General features: G+C 34.2%; 19 protein-coding genes. 15 read left to right on the top strand and 4 right to left on the bottom strand.

The features are described 5' to 3' along the window. Nucleotides 1–10: 10 nt before the first annotated feature. Entirely contained in the window at nucleotides 11–418 is a 408-nt protein-coding gene (locus M0M44_RS04080; protein WP_248728618.1) for a hypothetical protein, read from the top strand. Nucleotides 419–532: 114 nt separating this feature from the next. Here the strand turns inward: M0M44_RS04080 and M0M44_RS04075 are convergent, their stop codons facing one another. From M0M44_RS04075 to M0M44_RS04065, 3 genes are all read right to left on the bottom strand, one after another. Beyond that, nucleotides 533–1,528: an NAD(P)H-dependent glycerol-3-phosphate dehydrogenase gene (locus tag M0M44_RS04075; RefSeq protein ID WP_248728617.1), complete on the bottom strand. Its 996-nt coding sequence runs from the start codon at nucleotides 1,526–1,528 to the stop codon at nucleotides 533–535. A gap of 353 nt (nucleotides 1,529–1,881) precedes the next feature. Further along, entirely contained in the window at nucleotides 1,882–3,039 is a 1,158-nt protein-coding gene (locus tag M0M44_RS04070) for an iron-containing alcohol dehydrogenase (protein ID WP_248728616.1), read from the bottom strand. Between the two features lie 96 nt (nucleotides 3,040–3,135). Then, nucleotides 3,136–3,897 (bottom strand): type 1 glutamine amidotransferase domain-containing protein, encoded by a 762-nt coding sequence (locus tag M0M44_RS04065; RefSeq protein ID WP_248728615.1) that lies wholly within the window; start codon nucleotides 3,895–3,897, stop codon nucleotides 3,136–3,138. 85 nt (nucleotides 3,898–3,982) lie between these two features. Here M0M44_RS04065 and M0M44_RS04060 point away from each other — a divergent pair, with 85 nt between their 5' ends. The 14 genes from M0M44_RS04060 to M0M44_RS03995 all read left to right on the top strand — a co-directional run bounded on the left by M0M44_RS04060 (nucleotide 3,983) and on the right by M0M44_RS03995 (nucleotide 15,458). Continuing rightward, nucleotides 3,983–4,888: a LysR family transcriptional regulator gene (locus M0M44_RS04060; RefSeq protein ID WP_248728614.1), complete on the top strand. Its 906-nt coding sequence runs from the start codon at nucleotides 3,983–3,985 to the stop codon at nucleotides 4,886–4,888. 77 nt (nucleotides 4,889–4,965) lie between these two features. Then, entirely contained in the window at nucleotides 4,966–5,322 is a 357-nt protein-coding gene (locus M0M44_RS04055; RefSeq protein WP_248728613.1) for a PKD domain-containing protein, read from the top strand. Between the two features lie 103 nt (nucleotides 5,323–5,425). Next, nucleotides 5,426–6,118 (top strand): NUDIX hydrolase, encoded by a 693-nt coding sequence (locus tag M0M44_RS04050; RefSeq protein ID WP_248728612.1) that lies wholly within the window; start codon nucleotides 5,426–5,428, stop codon nucleotides 6,116–6,118. Nucleotides 6,119–6,192: 74 nt separating this feature from the next. Continuing rightward, the gene (gene prs / locus M0M44_RS04045; protein WP_248728611.1) at nucleotides 6,193–7,026 is read left to right on the top strand and encodes a ribose-phosphate diphosphokinase; all 834 of its coding nucleotides are present in this window, start codon (nucleotides 6,193–6,195) and stop codon (nucleotides 7,024–7,026) included. 17 nt (nucleotides 7,027–7,043) lie between these two features. Next, nucleotides 7,044–7,883 (top strand): ADP-ribosylglycohydrolase family protein, encoded by an 840-nt coding sequence (locus tag M0M44_RS04040; protein ID WP_248728610.1) that lies wholly within the window; start codon nucleotides 7,044–7,046, stop codon nucleotides 7,881–7,883. 152 nt (nucleotides 7,884–8,035) lie between these two features. Continuing rightward, nucleotides 8,036–8,371: a hypothetical protein gene (locus M0M44_RS04035; protein ID WP_248728609.1), complete on the top strand. Its 336-nt coding sequence runs from the start codon at nucleotides 8,036–8,038 to the stop codon at nucleotides 8,369–8,371. A gap of 2 nt (nucleotides 8,372–8,373) precedes the next feature. Then, the gene (locus tag M0M44_RS04030) at nucleotides 8,374–9,243 is read left to right on the top strand and encodes a hypothetical protein (RefSeq protein ID WP_248728608.1); all 870 of its coding nucleotides are present in this window, start codon (nucleotides 8,374–8,376) and stop codon (nucleotides 9,241–9,243) included. A 161-nt stretch (nucleotides 9,244–9,404) separates the two neighbouring features. After that, nucleotides 9,405–10,490 carry an adenylosuccinate synthetase gene (locus M0M44_RS04025; RefSeq protein WP_248728607.1) on the top strand — a complete coding sequence of 362 codons (1,086 nt, stop codon included), beginning with the start codon at nucleotides 9,405–9,407 and terminating at the stop codon, nucleotides 10,488–10,490. Nucleotides 10,491–10,496: 6 nt separating this feature from the next. After that, a complete protein-coding gene (locus M0M44_RS04020; RefSeq protein ID WP_248728606.1) occupies nucleotides 10,497–11,024 on the top strand; it encodes an NADAR family protein in 528 nt (175 codons plus the stop codon). Between the two features lie 105 nt (nucleotides 11,025–11,129). After that, the gene (locus tag M0M44_RS04015; protein ID WP_248728605.1) at nucleotides 11,130–11,678 is read left to right on the top strand and encodes an RNA 2'-phosphotransferase; all 549 of its coding nucleotides are present in this window, start codon (nucleotides 11,130–11,132) and stop codon (nucleotides 11,676–11,678) included. 66 nt (nucleotides 11,679–11,744) lie between these two features. Then, nucleotides 11,745–12,305, top strand: coding sequence for a prolyl hydroxylase family protein (locus M0M44_RS04010; RefSeq protein WP_248728604.1), 561 nt, complete (start codon nucleotides 11,745–11,747; stop codon nucleotides 12,303–12,305). A 3-nt stretch (nucleotides 12,306–12,308) separates the two neighbouring features. Next, on the top strand, nucleotides 12,309–13,040 hold the full coding sequence (locus tag M0M44_RS04005) for a metallophosphoesterase family protein (RefSeq protein ID WP_248728603.1): 732 nt from the start codon (nucleotides 12,309–12,311) through the stop codon (nucleotides 13,038–13,040). Nucleotide 13,041: 1 nt separating this feature from the next. Next, nucleotides 13,042–13,977, top strand: coding sequence for an ADP-ribosylglycohydrolase family protein (locus M0M44_RS04000; protein WP_248728602.1), 936 nt, complete (start codon nucleotides 13,042–13,044; stop codon nucleotides 13,975–13,977). Nucleotides 13,978–13,988: 11 nt separating this feature from the next. Beyond that, complete coding sequence (locus M0M44_RS03995) at nucleotides 13,989–15,458, top strand: nicotinate phosphoribosyltransferase (RefSeq protein ID WP_248728601.1); 1,470 nt, start codon at nucleotides 13,989–13,991, stop codon at nucleotides 15,456–15,458. A 276-nt stretch (nucleotides 15,459–15,734) separates the two neighbouring features. Here the strand turns inward: M0M44_RS03995 and nadD are convergent, their stop codons facing one another. Continuing rightward, nucleotides 15,735–16,316, bottom strand: coding sequence for a nicotinate (nicotinamide) nucleotide adenylyltransferase (nadD, locus tag M0M44_RS03990; protein WP_248728600.1), 582 nt, complete (start codon nucleotides 16,314–16,316; stop codon nucleotides 15,735–15,737). Nucleotides 16,317–16,329: the final 13 nt, after the last annotated feature.

Here is a 16,329-nt window from a genome sequence, read left to right as displayed (position 1 = left end):
TTTGACTCATATGAAAAAAGATATAATAATTCCAGAAGTTGAAAACGTATTTCTTGCAGCAGTGCAGGAATGGAGTGACGATTTTATGGAAAAAGTGTGGTACGCTTATTTAGTTAACGACAGCGATTTTAATTTAGACAGCGTAATGGTGGTTTCGAAAGCGTTTGGAACTATTGAGGGAGAAATGAAAAAAACTTCAATCTTGCGTCATGCTTTTGTTGAAGTTCCTTCGGTTTCTGTTGTAAAAATAGAATTAGTAGAAAAAAGCCTTTTAGCGCTTAATAACGAGTTCATGGTGACTTTCTTTATCGGAAATACTTTGTACGATAAGAAATTCATTTTTAAAGCTAATTCAATCAATGAAAACGATACGGAAGAAGTGCCGATTTTGTTTGTTGAGGGTGTAATGGTGAAGTAGAGATAAGAAAATAGAAGCAAGAAGCAAGAAAAAAGACTTGTGTTGAAATAAAAAAAGAGTCAAACTGATATTACACAGTCTTGACTCTTTCTTCTTTCTTCTATTTTCTAAAATTTAATCCAAAGACTCTGTTAATTTTCTGAAAACCGTTTTAGCATCTTTTCCTTCGTATAAAACAGCGTAAACAGCATCTATAATTGGTGTTTTAGCGCCGTAACCCTGATTTAGTTTGTAAGCACTTTTTGTAGCGTAATAACCTTCGGCAACCATGCTCATTTCCATCATGGCGCTTTTTACGGTGTATCCTTTTCCGATCATATTTCCGAACATTCTATTTCTAGAGAAAACAGAATATCCTGTCACCAGCAAATCGCCTAAATAAGCAGAATCGTTAATGTTACGTTTCATTCTATGTACTTTTCTAATGAATTTCTTCATTTCGCGAATCGCATTACTCATTAGAACCGATTGGAAGTTGTCGCCATAACCTAAACCATGAGCAATTCCGGCAGCAATGGAGTAAATGTTTTTTAGCATCGCTGCATATTCAGTTCCAATAATATCGTCTGAAATTTTGGCTTTAATGTAATTTCCAGAAAGTGATTTTGCCACAATACAAGCTTTATCAGGATCGCCGCAAGCAATTGTTAAGTAAGAAAGTCTTTCTAAAGCAACTTCTTCAGCATGACACGGACCTGTAATAACTCCGATGTTGTAATATGGAATGTCGTACTGAATGTGGAAATGTTCGCCAACAATTAAACTCGTTTCAGGAACAATTCCTTTAATAGCAGAAAAAATGATTTTATCGGCTAGAGAAACCGTCATGTTTTTTAATTCGGCATCTAAGAAAGCAGATGGAATAGCAAAAATGATATAATCTGCGTATTCAATTGCTTCATTTATATTGTTGGTCAATTTAAGCTTGTTAGTATCAAATTCAACAGAACTTAAATAGTTCGGATTGTGTTTGTATTTTTCGATATGCTCGATAGCGGCATCATTACGCATGTACCACGAAATTTCAGAAAGATTTACACATAACATTTTTGCAATTGCCGTTGCCCAGCTTCCTCCACCAATCACTGCAAATTTTAAGTTTTCGCTCATTATTTTAATAATTTAAAACAAAAGTACTTAATAATGTGCTAATAAAGCAAAATCTGTTTTAAGAAATTTTGAAAATGCGCTTTAATTGCAATGACTTTCAAGAAGTTTAAGAACAAAATATTTTTTTTAATGCCCAAACAATAAAATTATCTGACTTACGTTATAACAATTTATAAATTAGAATTTTAATGAATTTAAAAAAAATTGAGTTAGTTAGTTTTGTTTTAGTATTTTGAAAAGGCGTTCCTAAACTTGTTAAGAACGCCTTTTTTAATGAAATTCAAATAAAAAAAATCCAAACTCCAATACTTAAACTTTTGGAATTTGGATTTTTTTAAATTTGGAATTTATCTTTAGTAAGAAAGCTCCACAATTGATTTCACTTTTTCTAAAGTTACCAATTGATTTTCTCCTAAACCTTTCCAGCCTCTTTCTTCAAAACGATTTACGATAAAATCGGCCGTTTTAGAATAGTCTTCTGTGTATTGAGAAAGTTTAGTGTCCATTCCCATTGTATGGAAAAATTCAACCGTTTTATTGATTGCTTCTTTTGCAACTTCGTCATCAGAACCTGTAAGGTTGAAGATTCTTCTTCCGTATTGTGCCAGTTTTGCTTTTTTAGTTTCAAACATTACATGGTACAAACTTGGGCCAATTATAGCCAAAGTTCTAGCGTGATCAATTTCGTAAAGTGCCGTTAATTCATGACCAATCATATGCGTTGCCCAATCGCTTGGAACACCTTTCTGAATTAATCCGTTTAAAGCCATTGTACAGCTCCACATAAAGTTGGAAGCCAAAGTGTAATCCGTTGGATTTTCTACGATTCCAGGACCAACTTGAATTAAAGTCTGAAGAACACCTTCGGCAATTCTATCCTGAAGAAATGCATCAGTTGGATACGTTAAATATTGCTCCATAACGTGCGTGTAAGCATCTACAACACCATTTTCGATCTGTCTTTTTGGTAAAGACGAAATTACTGTAGGATCACAGATTGAAAATTGAGGAAACAAAGCGCTTCCGCCAGAAGATAATTTTTCCTGAGTTGCGTCAATCGTTACCACATATCCAGAATTCATTTCGCTTCCTGTTGCAGGGAGAGTCAAAACTGTTCCAAATGGCATTGCATTTTCTGTAATTAAAATTCTTTTTTGAAGAATGTCAATCGGATTTCCTTCAAAATTAACAGCAGCTGAAATAAACTTCACGCCATCAATTACAGATCCACCACCAACAGCAAGAATAAAATCGATTTTTTCTGCTTTGATCACATCAACCGCTTTCATCAAAGTTTCAAATCTCGGATTTGGTTCGATCCCACCAAATTCTACAATTTCAAAACCTTTCAGGTTATTGATTACTTGATCGTAAATTCCGTTTTTAAAGATACTTCCTCCACCGTAAGCCAAAAGTATTTTTGCATCTTTTGGAACCAGAGTTGAAAGTTTTTCAATTTGTCCTTTTCCGAAAACTAAATTCGTCGGATTATATAATTCAAAGTTGAGCATGATTTTTTTTTATTTAGTTACAGAGATACTAAGCTACAAAGGTTCAAAGCTTTTTTATCTATGTAGCTCTGCACCTTTGCGCCTTTGTTCCTATTATTAATTCAATTTTTGAAGCAATTTTCCAGCTACTAATTTAGATGAAGCTGGATTTTGACCTGTAATTAAAAGACCATCTTCAACAGCATAAGGTGCCCAGTTTGGTCCTTTAGAAAAAACGCCTCCGTTTGATGATAAAGCATCTTCTAATAAAAACGGAACCACTTTTGTTAAACCAACAGCTTCCTCTTCTTCATTAGTAAAACCAGTTATTTTTTTGCCTTTTACCAAATATTCCCCTTTTACTTTTACGTTTTTCAATACAGCTGGTGCGTGACAAACAAAAGCTACAGGTTTATTGTGTGTGTAAAAAGATTCGATTAACGCGATAGAATTTTTATCTTCTACCAAATCCCAAAGCGGACCGTGCCCTCCTGGATAAAAAACAGCATCATAATCTTTTTGGTTAACTGTAGAAAGTTTTAAAGTGTTTTTTAATTTTTCTTGCAACACTTTATCGGCGTCAAAACGTTTGGTGTCTTCTGTTGCAGATGACGGATCAGCGCTTTTTGGATCAATTGGCGGCTGACCTCCAAGCGGAGAGGCAATCGTAATTTCAACTCCCTGATCTAATAATTCATAATATGGTGCAGCAAATTCTTCTGACCAAAAACCTGTTTTCTCTCCTGTGTTGCCCAGTTTATCATTGCTGGTCACAACAAATAATACTTTTTTCATACCTTTTTTATTTGATTTTTGAGCCAAGGCCGATGTGCTTACGGCTGTAAATGCAATTATTGCGAGTAATGCTATTTTCTTCATAATATTAAATTTTGAACAAATTTACGTCTTATGTGATATTAGTAAAAATAAAATAAACTATGTTTGTTATAAATAAATTTATGTCATGGTAAATCTCGAATGGTACAGAACATTTAAGGCAGTCTATAAAAATGGAAATTTTTCGGTGGCGGCAAAAGAGTTGTTTATGAGTCAGCCTGCCGTTAGTCAGCAGATTTCAATGCTCGAAGCCCATGTTGGAAATAAATTATTCAACAGGAAATCAAAAGGAGTTGAGCCAACGGAATATGCTAAGTTACTGAATAATTTGATAATAGACGCGCTCGATCGTCTGGAAAGTGTCGAAACTGGTTTTCGCGCCAAAGCAGAAGATGCGAACCGATTAATTTCTATCGGAATCTCCAAACATCTTTTTGACTGCGTTGGAAATCTTCTCATTTCAAAATTTGATTTAATCGATTTTACTTTTGCAGAAAATGATGAACTTTTTGCTTTAGTAGATTCTAAAAAGCTGGATTTTGCCATTACTACAAAAAGGTTTGATACGTTTGATACGACTTATGAAATTGTCGGAAAAATTAAATTGATTATGGTTGCGCCCACAAATTTGGACATAACCGATTTCCGTTCTAAGTTAAAAGCAGATAATTATACCGAAATAGAAAAATGGCTTAACGAACAAAAATGGTACAGCCATGATGCCAGAATTCCGCATATCAAATTGTTCTGGTTACATGCTTTTAATAAAAAAAGACCATCAATGGTTCCTAATTATATTATTCCATCAGAATCTGAAATGCTTAGACTTTTAGCCAAAAATGAAGGCGTAGCAGTTACATGGAATTGTAACGCAAGAAATTACATTAAAGAAAATAAATTGCAATTAGTATGGAACAGTTTTCACGTTCCAGAAGAATTTGTGTATTTGTTAGCTCCAAAAAATAATAATGTCAAATCAATTTTTGATGTAATAGAGAAAGAACTCAAATTGTTCTTTGGGAATAGAATGTAGTTTTATTATTTACCCTTTTGAGGTATAAAATAAAACAATAACTTTGAGTAAATTGAACTCCTAATATAAGATTGATTATGAGAAAGATAGTGCCCGTTTTAATATTTGTCACAGTTTTGTTTACTAGCAATTCGTGCAGTAAACATGACGATGAAGTAATTATTGATTGTCTAGCTGAATCTATTTACGTTAAAATACATAATTCTACAGATACTAGTAATCCGAAATTAATGAATTATTCCGTTGAATATACTGGAACAGGAACGCTAAGTTCTGTAAAATGGAGCTTTGGAGATGGAACTACGGGAACTGGTGCTGTGGTTACACACACTTATACTGCTGCAGGAACATATGAAGCTAAGGCTGAGGTTACAGTTAAAAAAGATGGTGCAGAATGTACTTCTGTTCCTAAGAGAACTGTGACTGTGAACTAGAAAATTAGTAGATATTGATGAGAGTCAATTTTATAATTTATGCCTGTGTAATAAATTATAAAATAGGCTCTCATTCGTTATATTTGTTCGATATGATTATAATATGAAAGAATTACAAAATATTAGAGTAGCGGTTGATGCCATTGTTTTTGGGTATCAAAACAGTCAGTTATATGTACTTTTGATTCAGCAGAAATTTGGTTCTACGAATTCGTATTGGGCTTTACCCGGCGGATTGGTAAAAAATGAGGAATCTCTAAAAGACGCGGTAAAGCGAGAGCTTAAAGAAGAAACCAATGTAGATGTTGATTATTTTGAACAACTGTTTACGTTTGGAGATGATATTGAAAGAGATCCTAGAAACCGGGTTGTTTCGGTGGCGTATTTTGCTTTGGTTGATCCTTCAAAACTAGAAATCAAAGCCGATTCTGATGCCGATAAAGTACAATGGTTTAAAATTAATGAAGTTCCGAAACTGGCATTTGATCATAACAGCATTCTTAAAAAAGCGGTTGAACGTTTAAAATCCAAGCTGACATATGAACCAATCGGTTTTGATCTGCTTCCGAAAGAATTCCTTTTTTCGGAACTTGAAAACTTATACTGCACGATTTTAGAAAAAGAAATCGAACGCCGAAACTTCCGAAAAAAAATCCTCAGTTTCGGAATTGTCGAAGAAACAGAAAATTATTCGCCAATAAAAACAGGCCGTCCAGCAAAATTATTTCGATTTAATAAACTGAAATATAGCGAGTTAGTTAAAGAAGGCTTTCACTTCGAAATAAAGTTTGCGTAATTTTTACACAAAATAAATTGTTTATTTAAAATTTAATCCTACATTTGCGTATAATTAACGCAAACTATAAAACTATGATACTAAATCTCGACCCAAAATTCGCTCCATTTCAAAATCAGGAAGAAATCAAATTTCAAAGTTTTACTTTCTCTGGAGGAGAACCACACATCAAAATCGCTCCAGATTTTGATCCAAATAGAAAAGTTACCATTACACACCGATTGAATTCATTCAACGATTTAGGTTTGTTGTGCGTTACGGTTGATGCACTAAGAAGAATGGATGTTAAAATCATTGATCTTTTTATTCCGTATTTCCCAGCTGCGAGACAAGACCGTGTTATGATTCCTGGTGAACCATTGTCTGTAAAAGTATATGCCGATATTATTAATGCAATGCAATTGAACAAAGTTTTTGTTTTTGATGCTCATTCAGAGGTAACTCCAGCTTTGTTGAATAATAGTACTGTAATTCCGAATTATACTTTTATTAAAGAAGTTTTGAATAGAATTGGCGAAAACGTAAAATTGATTTCTCCAGACGGTGGGGCTTTGAAAAAAATTTACAAAGTATCTGAGTTTTTAGGCGGTGTTGAGGTTGTAGAATGTAGTAAAAGCCGTGATGTAAAAACGGGGAAATTATCTGGTTTTAAAGTTTACAATGACGATTTGCAAGGAATGGATTGTTTAATTGTAGATGACATCTGCGACGGAGGAGGAACTTTTGTAGGATTAGCGGAAGAACTAAAAAAGAAAAACGCCGGAAAATTATACTTAGCGGTAAGCCACGGAATTTTCAATAAAGGTTTTGAAGTTTTAAACTGCTTCGACGGTATTTTCACAACCAACTCTTTTAAAGATTTTGAAGGAGAAAGTGTTCAAGTGATAGGATTAGATCAATTAGTTTAACTTTTGAATCGTAAAAAATGATATTAGAAGCAGCAATAGGAGACGCATACGGTGCAGGATTTGAATTTCAGGAGTTAGATTACATAATTAAAAACAATGATGTAACGCAATATCTTAAACACGGAATGTATACTGAAATCTACAAAAGATATACTGATGATACACAAATGGCAATTGCGATCACAGAACTTTTGTTAGAAGAAGATAACTGGAATGAAGTTAAAGTAGCCGATAAATTTGTAGAAGTTTTCCACAGAGATAAAAGAAGAGGTTATTCTGATCGTGTTTACAATGCGTTAGATGCCAGCAAAAACGGAAATGATTTTTTAAAAATCATCGATAATAGGAGCAGCGGGAACGGCTCTGCGATGCGAGCGTACTCAATCGGATTGCTGAAAGAGATACCACAGATACTTGATTTTTGCGAGATTCAGGCCAAAACATCTCACAATACAGCGGAAGGAATCAGTTGTGCCAAAAGAATTGCTTTAGCTGTTCATTTTTACAAATATCAATTGGGAGATAAAAGTTCGTTGATTGATTTTGTAAACGATACTTTAAAAGAAAAAGAAATCTATAAAGTGACTTCGCCAATTGACATGCATGGTTATTTTACCACGCAAGCTGTTCTCAAAATCGTTTCTGAAGCCAATTCAATGCAAGATTGTTTGAAACAAGGAATTGATTTTGGGGGCGACACAGATACTGTAGCAGCGTTGTGCATGGCGATTTTAAGTCAGAAAAAAGATTGCGAAAAAACACTGCCACAGTTTCTGTATGATGATTTAGAAAACGGCACTTACGGAAAAGATTTTCTGATCAGTTTAGATAATAGATTGGTAGAGAAGTTTCAATAAGAAAATTTCAAGTTTCAAGTTAAGCGGAGCATCTGAAACAAAACAAAAAAGCTATTAACCGTTTCAAGTTTAAAACCAATTTTCAAGTTATGTAAACAACTTGAAACCTGAAACCTGAAACTTGAAACAAAATTTAAACAACCACAAAAATTATGAGCGACGATTTAAAACCAAGATTTATTGAATCTTTAAAAAGAAACAATGATCAGATAAGAGAAGACAGAGCCAAAGTAATTGGTGAGGATTCAGAATTAATATATAGAAGAAGAGTTGAAGATATTGAATTAAAAATTAAGAGACTCGAAAGAGAACAAGAAGGGCTGATTGATATTAGTCCACTGGATAAAAACAGTTTGACTTTTGCCGATTTTCAGCCAGAAGCCTTTGTTCAGAAAGACATGGAAATTTCGCTGACCATTAGAAATTTAAACATCCAGTTTGAGGTTACAAAAAAGAGATTTGAATATTTATTTGGTAAAAAGTATTAGTCATGGGAGGTACAAGATATGATTTCGGTGCTCGCGAGAGTAGAGCAAAAAAAGTAGGTTATGCTAGCAAATCTGCTGCAGAGATATTTACACAGAATGCATTACGAATGGCTCATGAATCTATGAACCCAAACGGAGTGATTTTTAGAGAAGCAAGAGATTCTGATGTGCATCCAAATACAGTTCCGATTATCTTAGGATTGGATGTTACTGGAAGTATGGGACATATCCCGCATGAATTAATCAAAGAAGGGCTTCCAAAATTGATGGGCGGTATCATTCAGGGTGGTGTTCCAGATCCGGCACTTTTATTCTTAGGAATCGGAGATCACGAATGCGACAGATATCCGCTTCAGGTTGGACAGTTTGAATCTGGCGATGAAGAATTGGACATGTGGTTAACGAGAACTTATATTGAAGGCGGCGGCGGAGGAAACGCTGGAGAAAGTTACCTTTTGGCTTGGTATTTCGCAGCATTTCACACCAAAACCGATGCTTTCGAAAAAAGAGGACAAAAAGGATTGCTGTTTACTGTTGGTGATGAGCCAGGTTTGAAAACACTTCCAGCTTCTGCGATCAAAGAAATTATGGGGCAGGGACAACAGACTTATACGCATCTTGAATTATTAGCAGAAGCACAAAAAAAATACGATGTATATCACATTAGTGTTTTGCATTCAGGTCAGGCGATTAATGCCGATGTAGAATGGAAAGAATTGTTAGGGCAAAATTGTTTGTCTATCGAAGATCATAGAGAAATTCCAAACGTAATTAAAAAGATTATCTGTGATAAACACAAAAGTTCTGGTTTAGGAACCATACCCGTTTCTGATTCAAATGATAGAGGTTTAGATAATATCGAAATGCTTTAAAAACTTTGCGTCTCTGCGTCTTTGCGAGATTAACAAATAAAGTTTTTTTAGCGAAAGGAAATTTGCTCGCAAAGACGCGAAGTCGCAAAGATTGTTAAAATACAAGCATAAAAAAGACTTTGCGATTTAGCGTCTTTGCGAGATTAAAAAAATAAATAAAAATGAAAACAGCGAAAATAGTTATAGGTTTAGGATTTGGTGATGAAGGAAAAGGCATAACAACAGATTTTCTGGCAAAACAAAATCCTGAATCTATAGTTATTCGGTTTTCTGGTGGACAACAAGCCGCACATACGGTTATGATCGGTGACAGAAAACACGTGCATTCAAGCTTTGCAAGCGGAGCACTTCGCGGTCTTCCGTCTTATTACAGCGAACATTGTACGATTCATCCGCTCTTTTTATATAATGAAAGAGAAGAATTAAAAGAAAAAAATGCTAATCTGGATTTGTACATTCATCCTTTAGCAAAAGTCACAACTCCTTTTGATGTTTGGCACAACAGAGGAAATGCTAGGAATATTGACCATGGAACCTGCGGAAAAGGTATTGGTTCAACCATGAAAAGAAATGAAGGGCCATATAAATTATTTGCCATCGATTTGATTGCGCCTCGTGAAATGCTTTTAGAAAAACTAAAACAAATCGCTTATTATTATGGCTTTTTAAACGAAAGCGGAATTGATGAAGAAGTCAATCAATATCTGGAAGCAATCGATAAATTAAAATGGAATATTGTTGATTATACTTTCCTGAACAATTATGAAAATCTAATTTTTGAAGGTAGTCAGGGAATTTTACTCGACATGGATCATGGCGTTTTTCCAAATGTAACGTATGCGAATACCACTTCAAAAAATGCCATCGAAATTTGTAATAAACTAAGGATTGAAGATGTAGAAATATATTACACAACCAGAAGTTATACCACGCGCCACGGACAGGGCTGGATGCCTAATGAAGGAGAAATAAAATTAAAAAATAACGAAGAAGAAACTTGTGTTTTCAACGAATTTCAAAAGCATTTACGTTTTGGAACTCTGGATTATAATTTGTTGAATTACGCTCTACAACTCGATGCCGCTTACAGCCCAATGGCAAAACGAAATTTGGTTGTAACCTGTATGGATCAGTTAGAAGAGCAGGATTATGAGTTTGAAAGTCTCACAACAGAATTTAAGGAAATCTACGGATCATTTTCACCTGATTCGAAAGATTTCAAAAACATAACTTCTTTATATCAATAAATAAAAATGAAATACAATATAGAAAATATAGCTCCAGAAAGTAAGTTTTTATTTTTCTGGGGACATCAGCCAACTCAAGACGGAAGTATCTCCAAAACCTGTTTTAGCCAATGGTGGTTGAGTTCTTTTGAAGTAGATAATGTAACGTACAAAACTGCTGAACATTGGATGATGGCAAAGAAAGCCGAAATATTTAAAGATCAGGAAATTTTAGCTAAAATTATAGCATGTAAATCTCCAGCGGAAGCAAAAAAGCTAGGAAGAAAGGTTAGAAATTATGATGACAAAGTTTGGTTAGAAAATCGATTTGAAATCGTAAAACAAGGGAACTATTATAAATTTAGTCAAAACCCAGATTTGAAAGAATTCCTGATAAATACGAACGATCGAGTTATTGTAGAAGCAAGTCCCGTAGATCCAATCTGGGGAATCGGCATGGCGGGCGATCACAAAGATGCGTTGAATCCTGAAAAATGGAAAGGACTGAATTTGTTAGGGTTTGCTTTGATGGAAGTTAGAGATGAATTGAAGTAATTTAATTATCAAACGATAAATTGTTCCGTTAGGAACATCTCGTTGGTAGAAAAAATATTGATTAATTGAATTTACGTTCCGTAGGAACGTTTGATTGGTAAAAAAATGAATGAAAATATAACAAAAAGCGTCAGCAAGTTTTTAAGTCTGGTGCTTAGACATTCGCCAGAAAAAATCGGATTAAAATTAGATGAAAACGGTTGGGCAGATGTGGAAGAATTAATTGTAAAATGTAATAAAAAAGGACAACGTCTTGATGCAGAACTTCTAGATTACGTTGTAGAAAATAACGATAAAAAGCGTTTCGCTTACAATGAAGATAAAACCAAAATCCGTGCAAGTCAGGGGCATTCCATTTCGGTTGAGTTAAATCTAGCAGAAACAGAACCTTTGGAATATTTGTATCACGGAACCGTTGGTAAATTCATGGAGAACATTCGAAAAGAAGGTTTGAAAAAAATGAGCCGTCAACACGTGCATTTAAGCAAAGACAAAGAAACAGCAACAAAAGTCGGAAGCCGAAGAGGCGTACCACAAATTTTAACCGTTAGAAGCGGTGCGATGCATAGAGACGGATTTAAATTTTATTTATCCGAAAACAATGTCTGGTTGACTGATGAGGTTCCGGCAAAGTATATTGAGTTTGCATCATAATAAAAAGATTGCTTTAGAGATAAGACTTTTCAAGAAACAATTTTAGTAATCCCTAAATACATAATCATGCTGAATATTATTAATGAAGAAAAGGAAATTTACACAATCGATAATTTCCTTACCGTTGAGGAGTGTAACGAGTTAATAGAGAGAAGCGAACAAATTGGCTTTGAAGAAGCTGAAGTAAATGTTGATGGCGCACAAAAAATGATGAAAATGGTACGGAATAACGAGCGTATCATGTATCAGGATGATGAATACGCCTCTTTGTTATGGCAGAAACTGGAACAATATGTGAGATCAGAAGTAGGAAATATTAGAGCGATAGGGTTAAATGAGATGTTCCGATTTTATAAGTATAATCCAAGTCAGCGTTTTAAAATGCATATTGATGGAAGTTATAAACGTAATGAATCTGAATCTAGCTATTATACATTTCTTATTTATCTGAATGATGGCTATGAAGGCGGAGAGACAAAATTTGCTTCTGGTGAAATTATTGAACCCAAAACAGGATCAGCTCTTATTTTTGAACACAAACAGCGTCATGAAGGAGCATCTTTGATTTCGGGAATAAAATATGTTTTAAGAAGTGATATTATGTATAAAAGTAAAGACAGTATTTAATTAATGAAAAGAACACTAGTTTTTGGAGATATTCACGGCGGATTAAAAGCTTTGATTCAGTTAGTAGAAAAAATAGATTTGTCTGAAAATGATAGATTAATTTTTCTTGGCGATTATGTAGATGGCTGGAGCGAATCGACACAGGTTGTAGATTTTCTCATTGATTTATCGCAAAAACAAGAGTGTATTTTTATAAGAGGAAATCATGATGTCTGGTGCCATGAATGGCTTATGAATGATTTTGTAAACGAAATCTGGTTTATGCATGGCGGAAAATCAACGATAGAAAGTTATCAGAATATGGAACTTTCAAGAAAACAAAAACATCTGGATTTTTTTAGCGGGATGAGAGATTATTTAGTTGATGAAAACAACAATCTTTTCATTCATGCCGGTTTTTCATCTATGCACGGACCCGAAAAAGAACATTACCAAACTAATTTTTCTTGGGACAGAACACTTTGGGAAATGGCTTTGACGATGGATAAACGAATTAAAAAGGATTCACTTTTATATCCAAAAAGATTATTGCTTTATAATGAAATCTATATCGGACATACGCCGACACTTCATTACAATGTCGAAATTCCGATGCAGGGATGTAATGTTTGGAATATTGATACTGGAGCGGGCTTTTATGGAAAACTTTCCTGTATCGATATAGAATCAAAAGAATTTTGGCAGAGTGATGTCGCGCAAACACTATATCCTAACGAGAAAGGAAGAAATAAATAAAATGAAAAATACAATAGAATCTGGTTTATTTGGCCTTGCTGTTGGTGATGCTTTGGGAGTTCCGGTTGAATTTCAATCTCGAGCTTATTTAAAACAAAATCCAGTTACAGAAATGTTTGGTTTTGGAACACATCATCAGCCAATTGGAACTTGGAGTGACGACAGTTCACTTGCTTTTTGTTTAGCTGAAAGTTTATGTTCGGGTTATGACTTGAATGATATTGCAAGGAATTTTGTAAAATGGTATAGCGCAGAATTGTGGACGCCGCACGGACAAGTTTTTGATATTGGAATAGCAACCAGAAATGCAATTCTAAATATTGCTAAAGGACATCAGCCTGATTTATGCGGAGGATTTTCTGAAAGTGATAACGGAAATGGTTCATTAATGCGTATTTTGCCATTGGTTTTTTATCTTCAGAAAGAAAATAATATTGAAGTTATTTATCAAAAAGTAAAAGAAGTATCATCAATAACACACGCGCATTTCAGATCTGTATTTGCTTGTTTTATTTACATGATTTATTGTTTGGAAATTTTAAAAGATAAAGATAAATTCGAAGCTTATAAAAATACCCAACTTATTCTTTCTGAATTTCTGGAAGAAAAAAGTTTTAATCCTGTTGAAATCGGATTATTTGATAGAATTTTGAAAAATGATATTTCAAAATACAATGAAAACGAAATTCATTCTTCGGGTTATGTGCTTCATAGTTTAGAAGCAAGCATCTGGTGTTTTCTAAATTCGAATTCTTATGAAGAAGCTGTCTTAAAAGCAGTCAATTTAGGGCAAGATACAGATACAACTGCTGCAATTGCAGGAGGATTGGCAGGAATTTATTATGGAATCGAGAGAATTCCACAAAAATGGATGGAGAATTTAGCAAGAACAAACGATATAAAAGATTTAGCAGAACGCTTATCAAGTAAAATATAAATAACTTATATATGAACCCACTACTATTAACTGACGGTTACAAAGTTGACCACAGAAGACAATACCCAGACGGAACTACAATTGTATATTCTAACTGGACACCAAGAAAATCTAGAATTGAAACAGTTGATGAAGTAATCTTTTTTGGATTGCAGTATTTCATTAAAAAATATATCATTCATGACTTCGAAGAGGAATTCTTCAAAAAGCCAAAAGAAGAAGTAATTAAAAAATATTCTCGCAGAATCAACAATTATTTAGGTGAAAATCTAGTTGGAACTAAACATATAGAAGATTTACACGATTTAGGATATATTCCGATGGTATTCAAAGCTTTGCCAGAAGGTGCAAGCGTTCCGTTGAGAGTTCCAATGTTTACAATGTATAATACGATTCCAGAATTTTTCTGGTTGACGAATTATTTCGAAACGTTACTTTCTGCAGTAATTTGGCTGCCTTGTAACTCAGCAACCATCGCAAAAGAATACAGAAAAGTATTAGACAAATATGCTGCAGAAACTTCTTCTGTTCCAGAATTTGTAGATTGGCAAGCACATGATTTCTCTATGAGAGGAATGGGCGGAATTGAAGCTGCTTTGACTTCTGCAGCTGGACATTTATTAAGTTTTACAGGATCTGATACAATTCCGGCGATCGATTTCTTAGAAGAATATTACAATGCTAATTCAGATCAGGAATTGGTTGCAGGTTCAGTAGCAGCAACAGAACATTCTGTTATGTGTATGGGAACAACAGAAGGGGAGTACGAGACTTTCAAAAGATTAATTACAGAAGTATATCCAAAAGGAATTGTTTCTATCGTTTCTGACACTTGGGATTTATGGAAAGTTTTAACCGATTATCTTCCAAGATTAAAAGAAGAGATCGTATCAAGAGAAGGAAAAGTTGTAATTCGTCCTGACAGTGGTGATCCGGTTGATATTATCTGCGGAAATCCAAACGGAAAAACAGAACAAGAGAAAAAAGGCGTTATCGAATTGCTTTGGGATGTTTTTGGAGGAACTACAAATGTTAAAGGATTTAAAGAATTGGTTCCGCAAATCGGAGCTATTTACGGAGATAGTATTACCGTTGCAAGAGCGACTCAAATTTGCGAAAGATTAAAAGAAAAAGGATTTGCTTCTACTAATGTTGTTCTTGGAATTGGTTCTTTCACTTATCAATATAACACCAGAGATACTTTCGGTTTTGCGATGAAAGCAACTTACGGAGAAGTAAACGGAGAAGGAAGAGCCATCTTCAAAGATCCAATTACAGATGACGGAACGAAAAAGTCGGCTAAAGGATTAATGAAAATCGATTTGATTGATGGTAAGTATCATTTAACAGATAATGTTTCTTGGGAAGAAGAAAAACAAGGCGAATTGAAGGAGGTTTTCAGAGACGGAAAACTTTTGGTTGATCAATCGCTAAGTGAAATAAGAACTAGAGTAAAAAGTGAAGTAAGCATCGAAGCTTAATTATAGCAAAAAGCCTGAATTTTAAATTCAGGCTTTTTTTATGCTTAATCATATTCCGTAGGAATATCTCATCGGTAGAAAAAAAATAGTATCGTTTTTGCGTCGTGTCCTGTAGGGACACTTGTTTTTATGGAAATGGTAAACCTCATTTATCAAACGTTCCTACGGAACGTATCATTCATAATTCAAATTTAATTCTACCGATGATACATTGCTATGGAATGATTTTTTGAAAATAAAAAACCTCCAGTTGAAACTAGAGGCAATTCAAGTTGTTTATTTCTTATAAAAATTATTATGATCAATATATTCCCAAACTTTCGGTGGTAATAACGGCTGAATATTTTTCCCTTCTTTAATGCTGTTTCGAATAAAAGTCGAAGAAATCTCTACAATGGGTGCATCAATCACATGAATTTTGGGATGCGATTTTAATTCAACGTTTTCCGGTTCATCAGAAATTCTCGGGTATACATAAATATCATGATTTTCCAGAATCACTTCATAGTTTTTCCATTTATGAAGCGTTTTCAGATTGTCTTCTCCCATAATCAATGAAAATTCATGGGTTGGATATTTTTCCTGTAAATGAGCCAGTGTGATTACAGTATAACTCGGCTGAGGTAATTTAAATTCGATGTCTGATGGTTTTATTTTCGGATAATCTTCTGTTGCCAAAAAAACCATTTCCAATCTCTGATGATCGTCTAAAAGCGTTGATTTCTTCTTCAACGGATTATGAGGTGTAACGACCATCCAAATCTGATCTAAATCGGCAAATTCTGCCATATGATTGGCAATAATCAGATGCCCGACATGAATTGGGTTATATGTCCCGAAATAAAGACCTATTTTCATTTTCTAGAGTTTC

Source organism: Flavobacterium humidisoli, from assembly GCF_023272795.1.
Lineage (GTDB): Bacteria > Bacteroidota > Bacteroidia > Flavobacteriales > Flavobacteriaceae > Flavobacterium > Flavobacterium humidisoli.
Note: the sequence above shows the minus strand (reverse complement) of the source record. Positions and strands in the feature narration are given on the sequence as shown.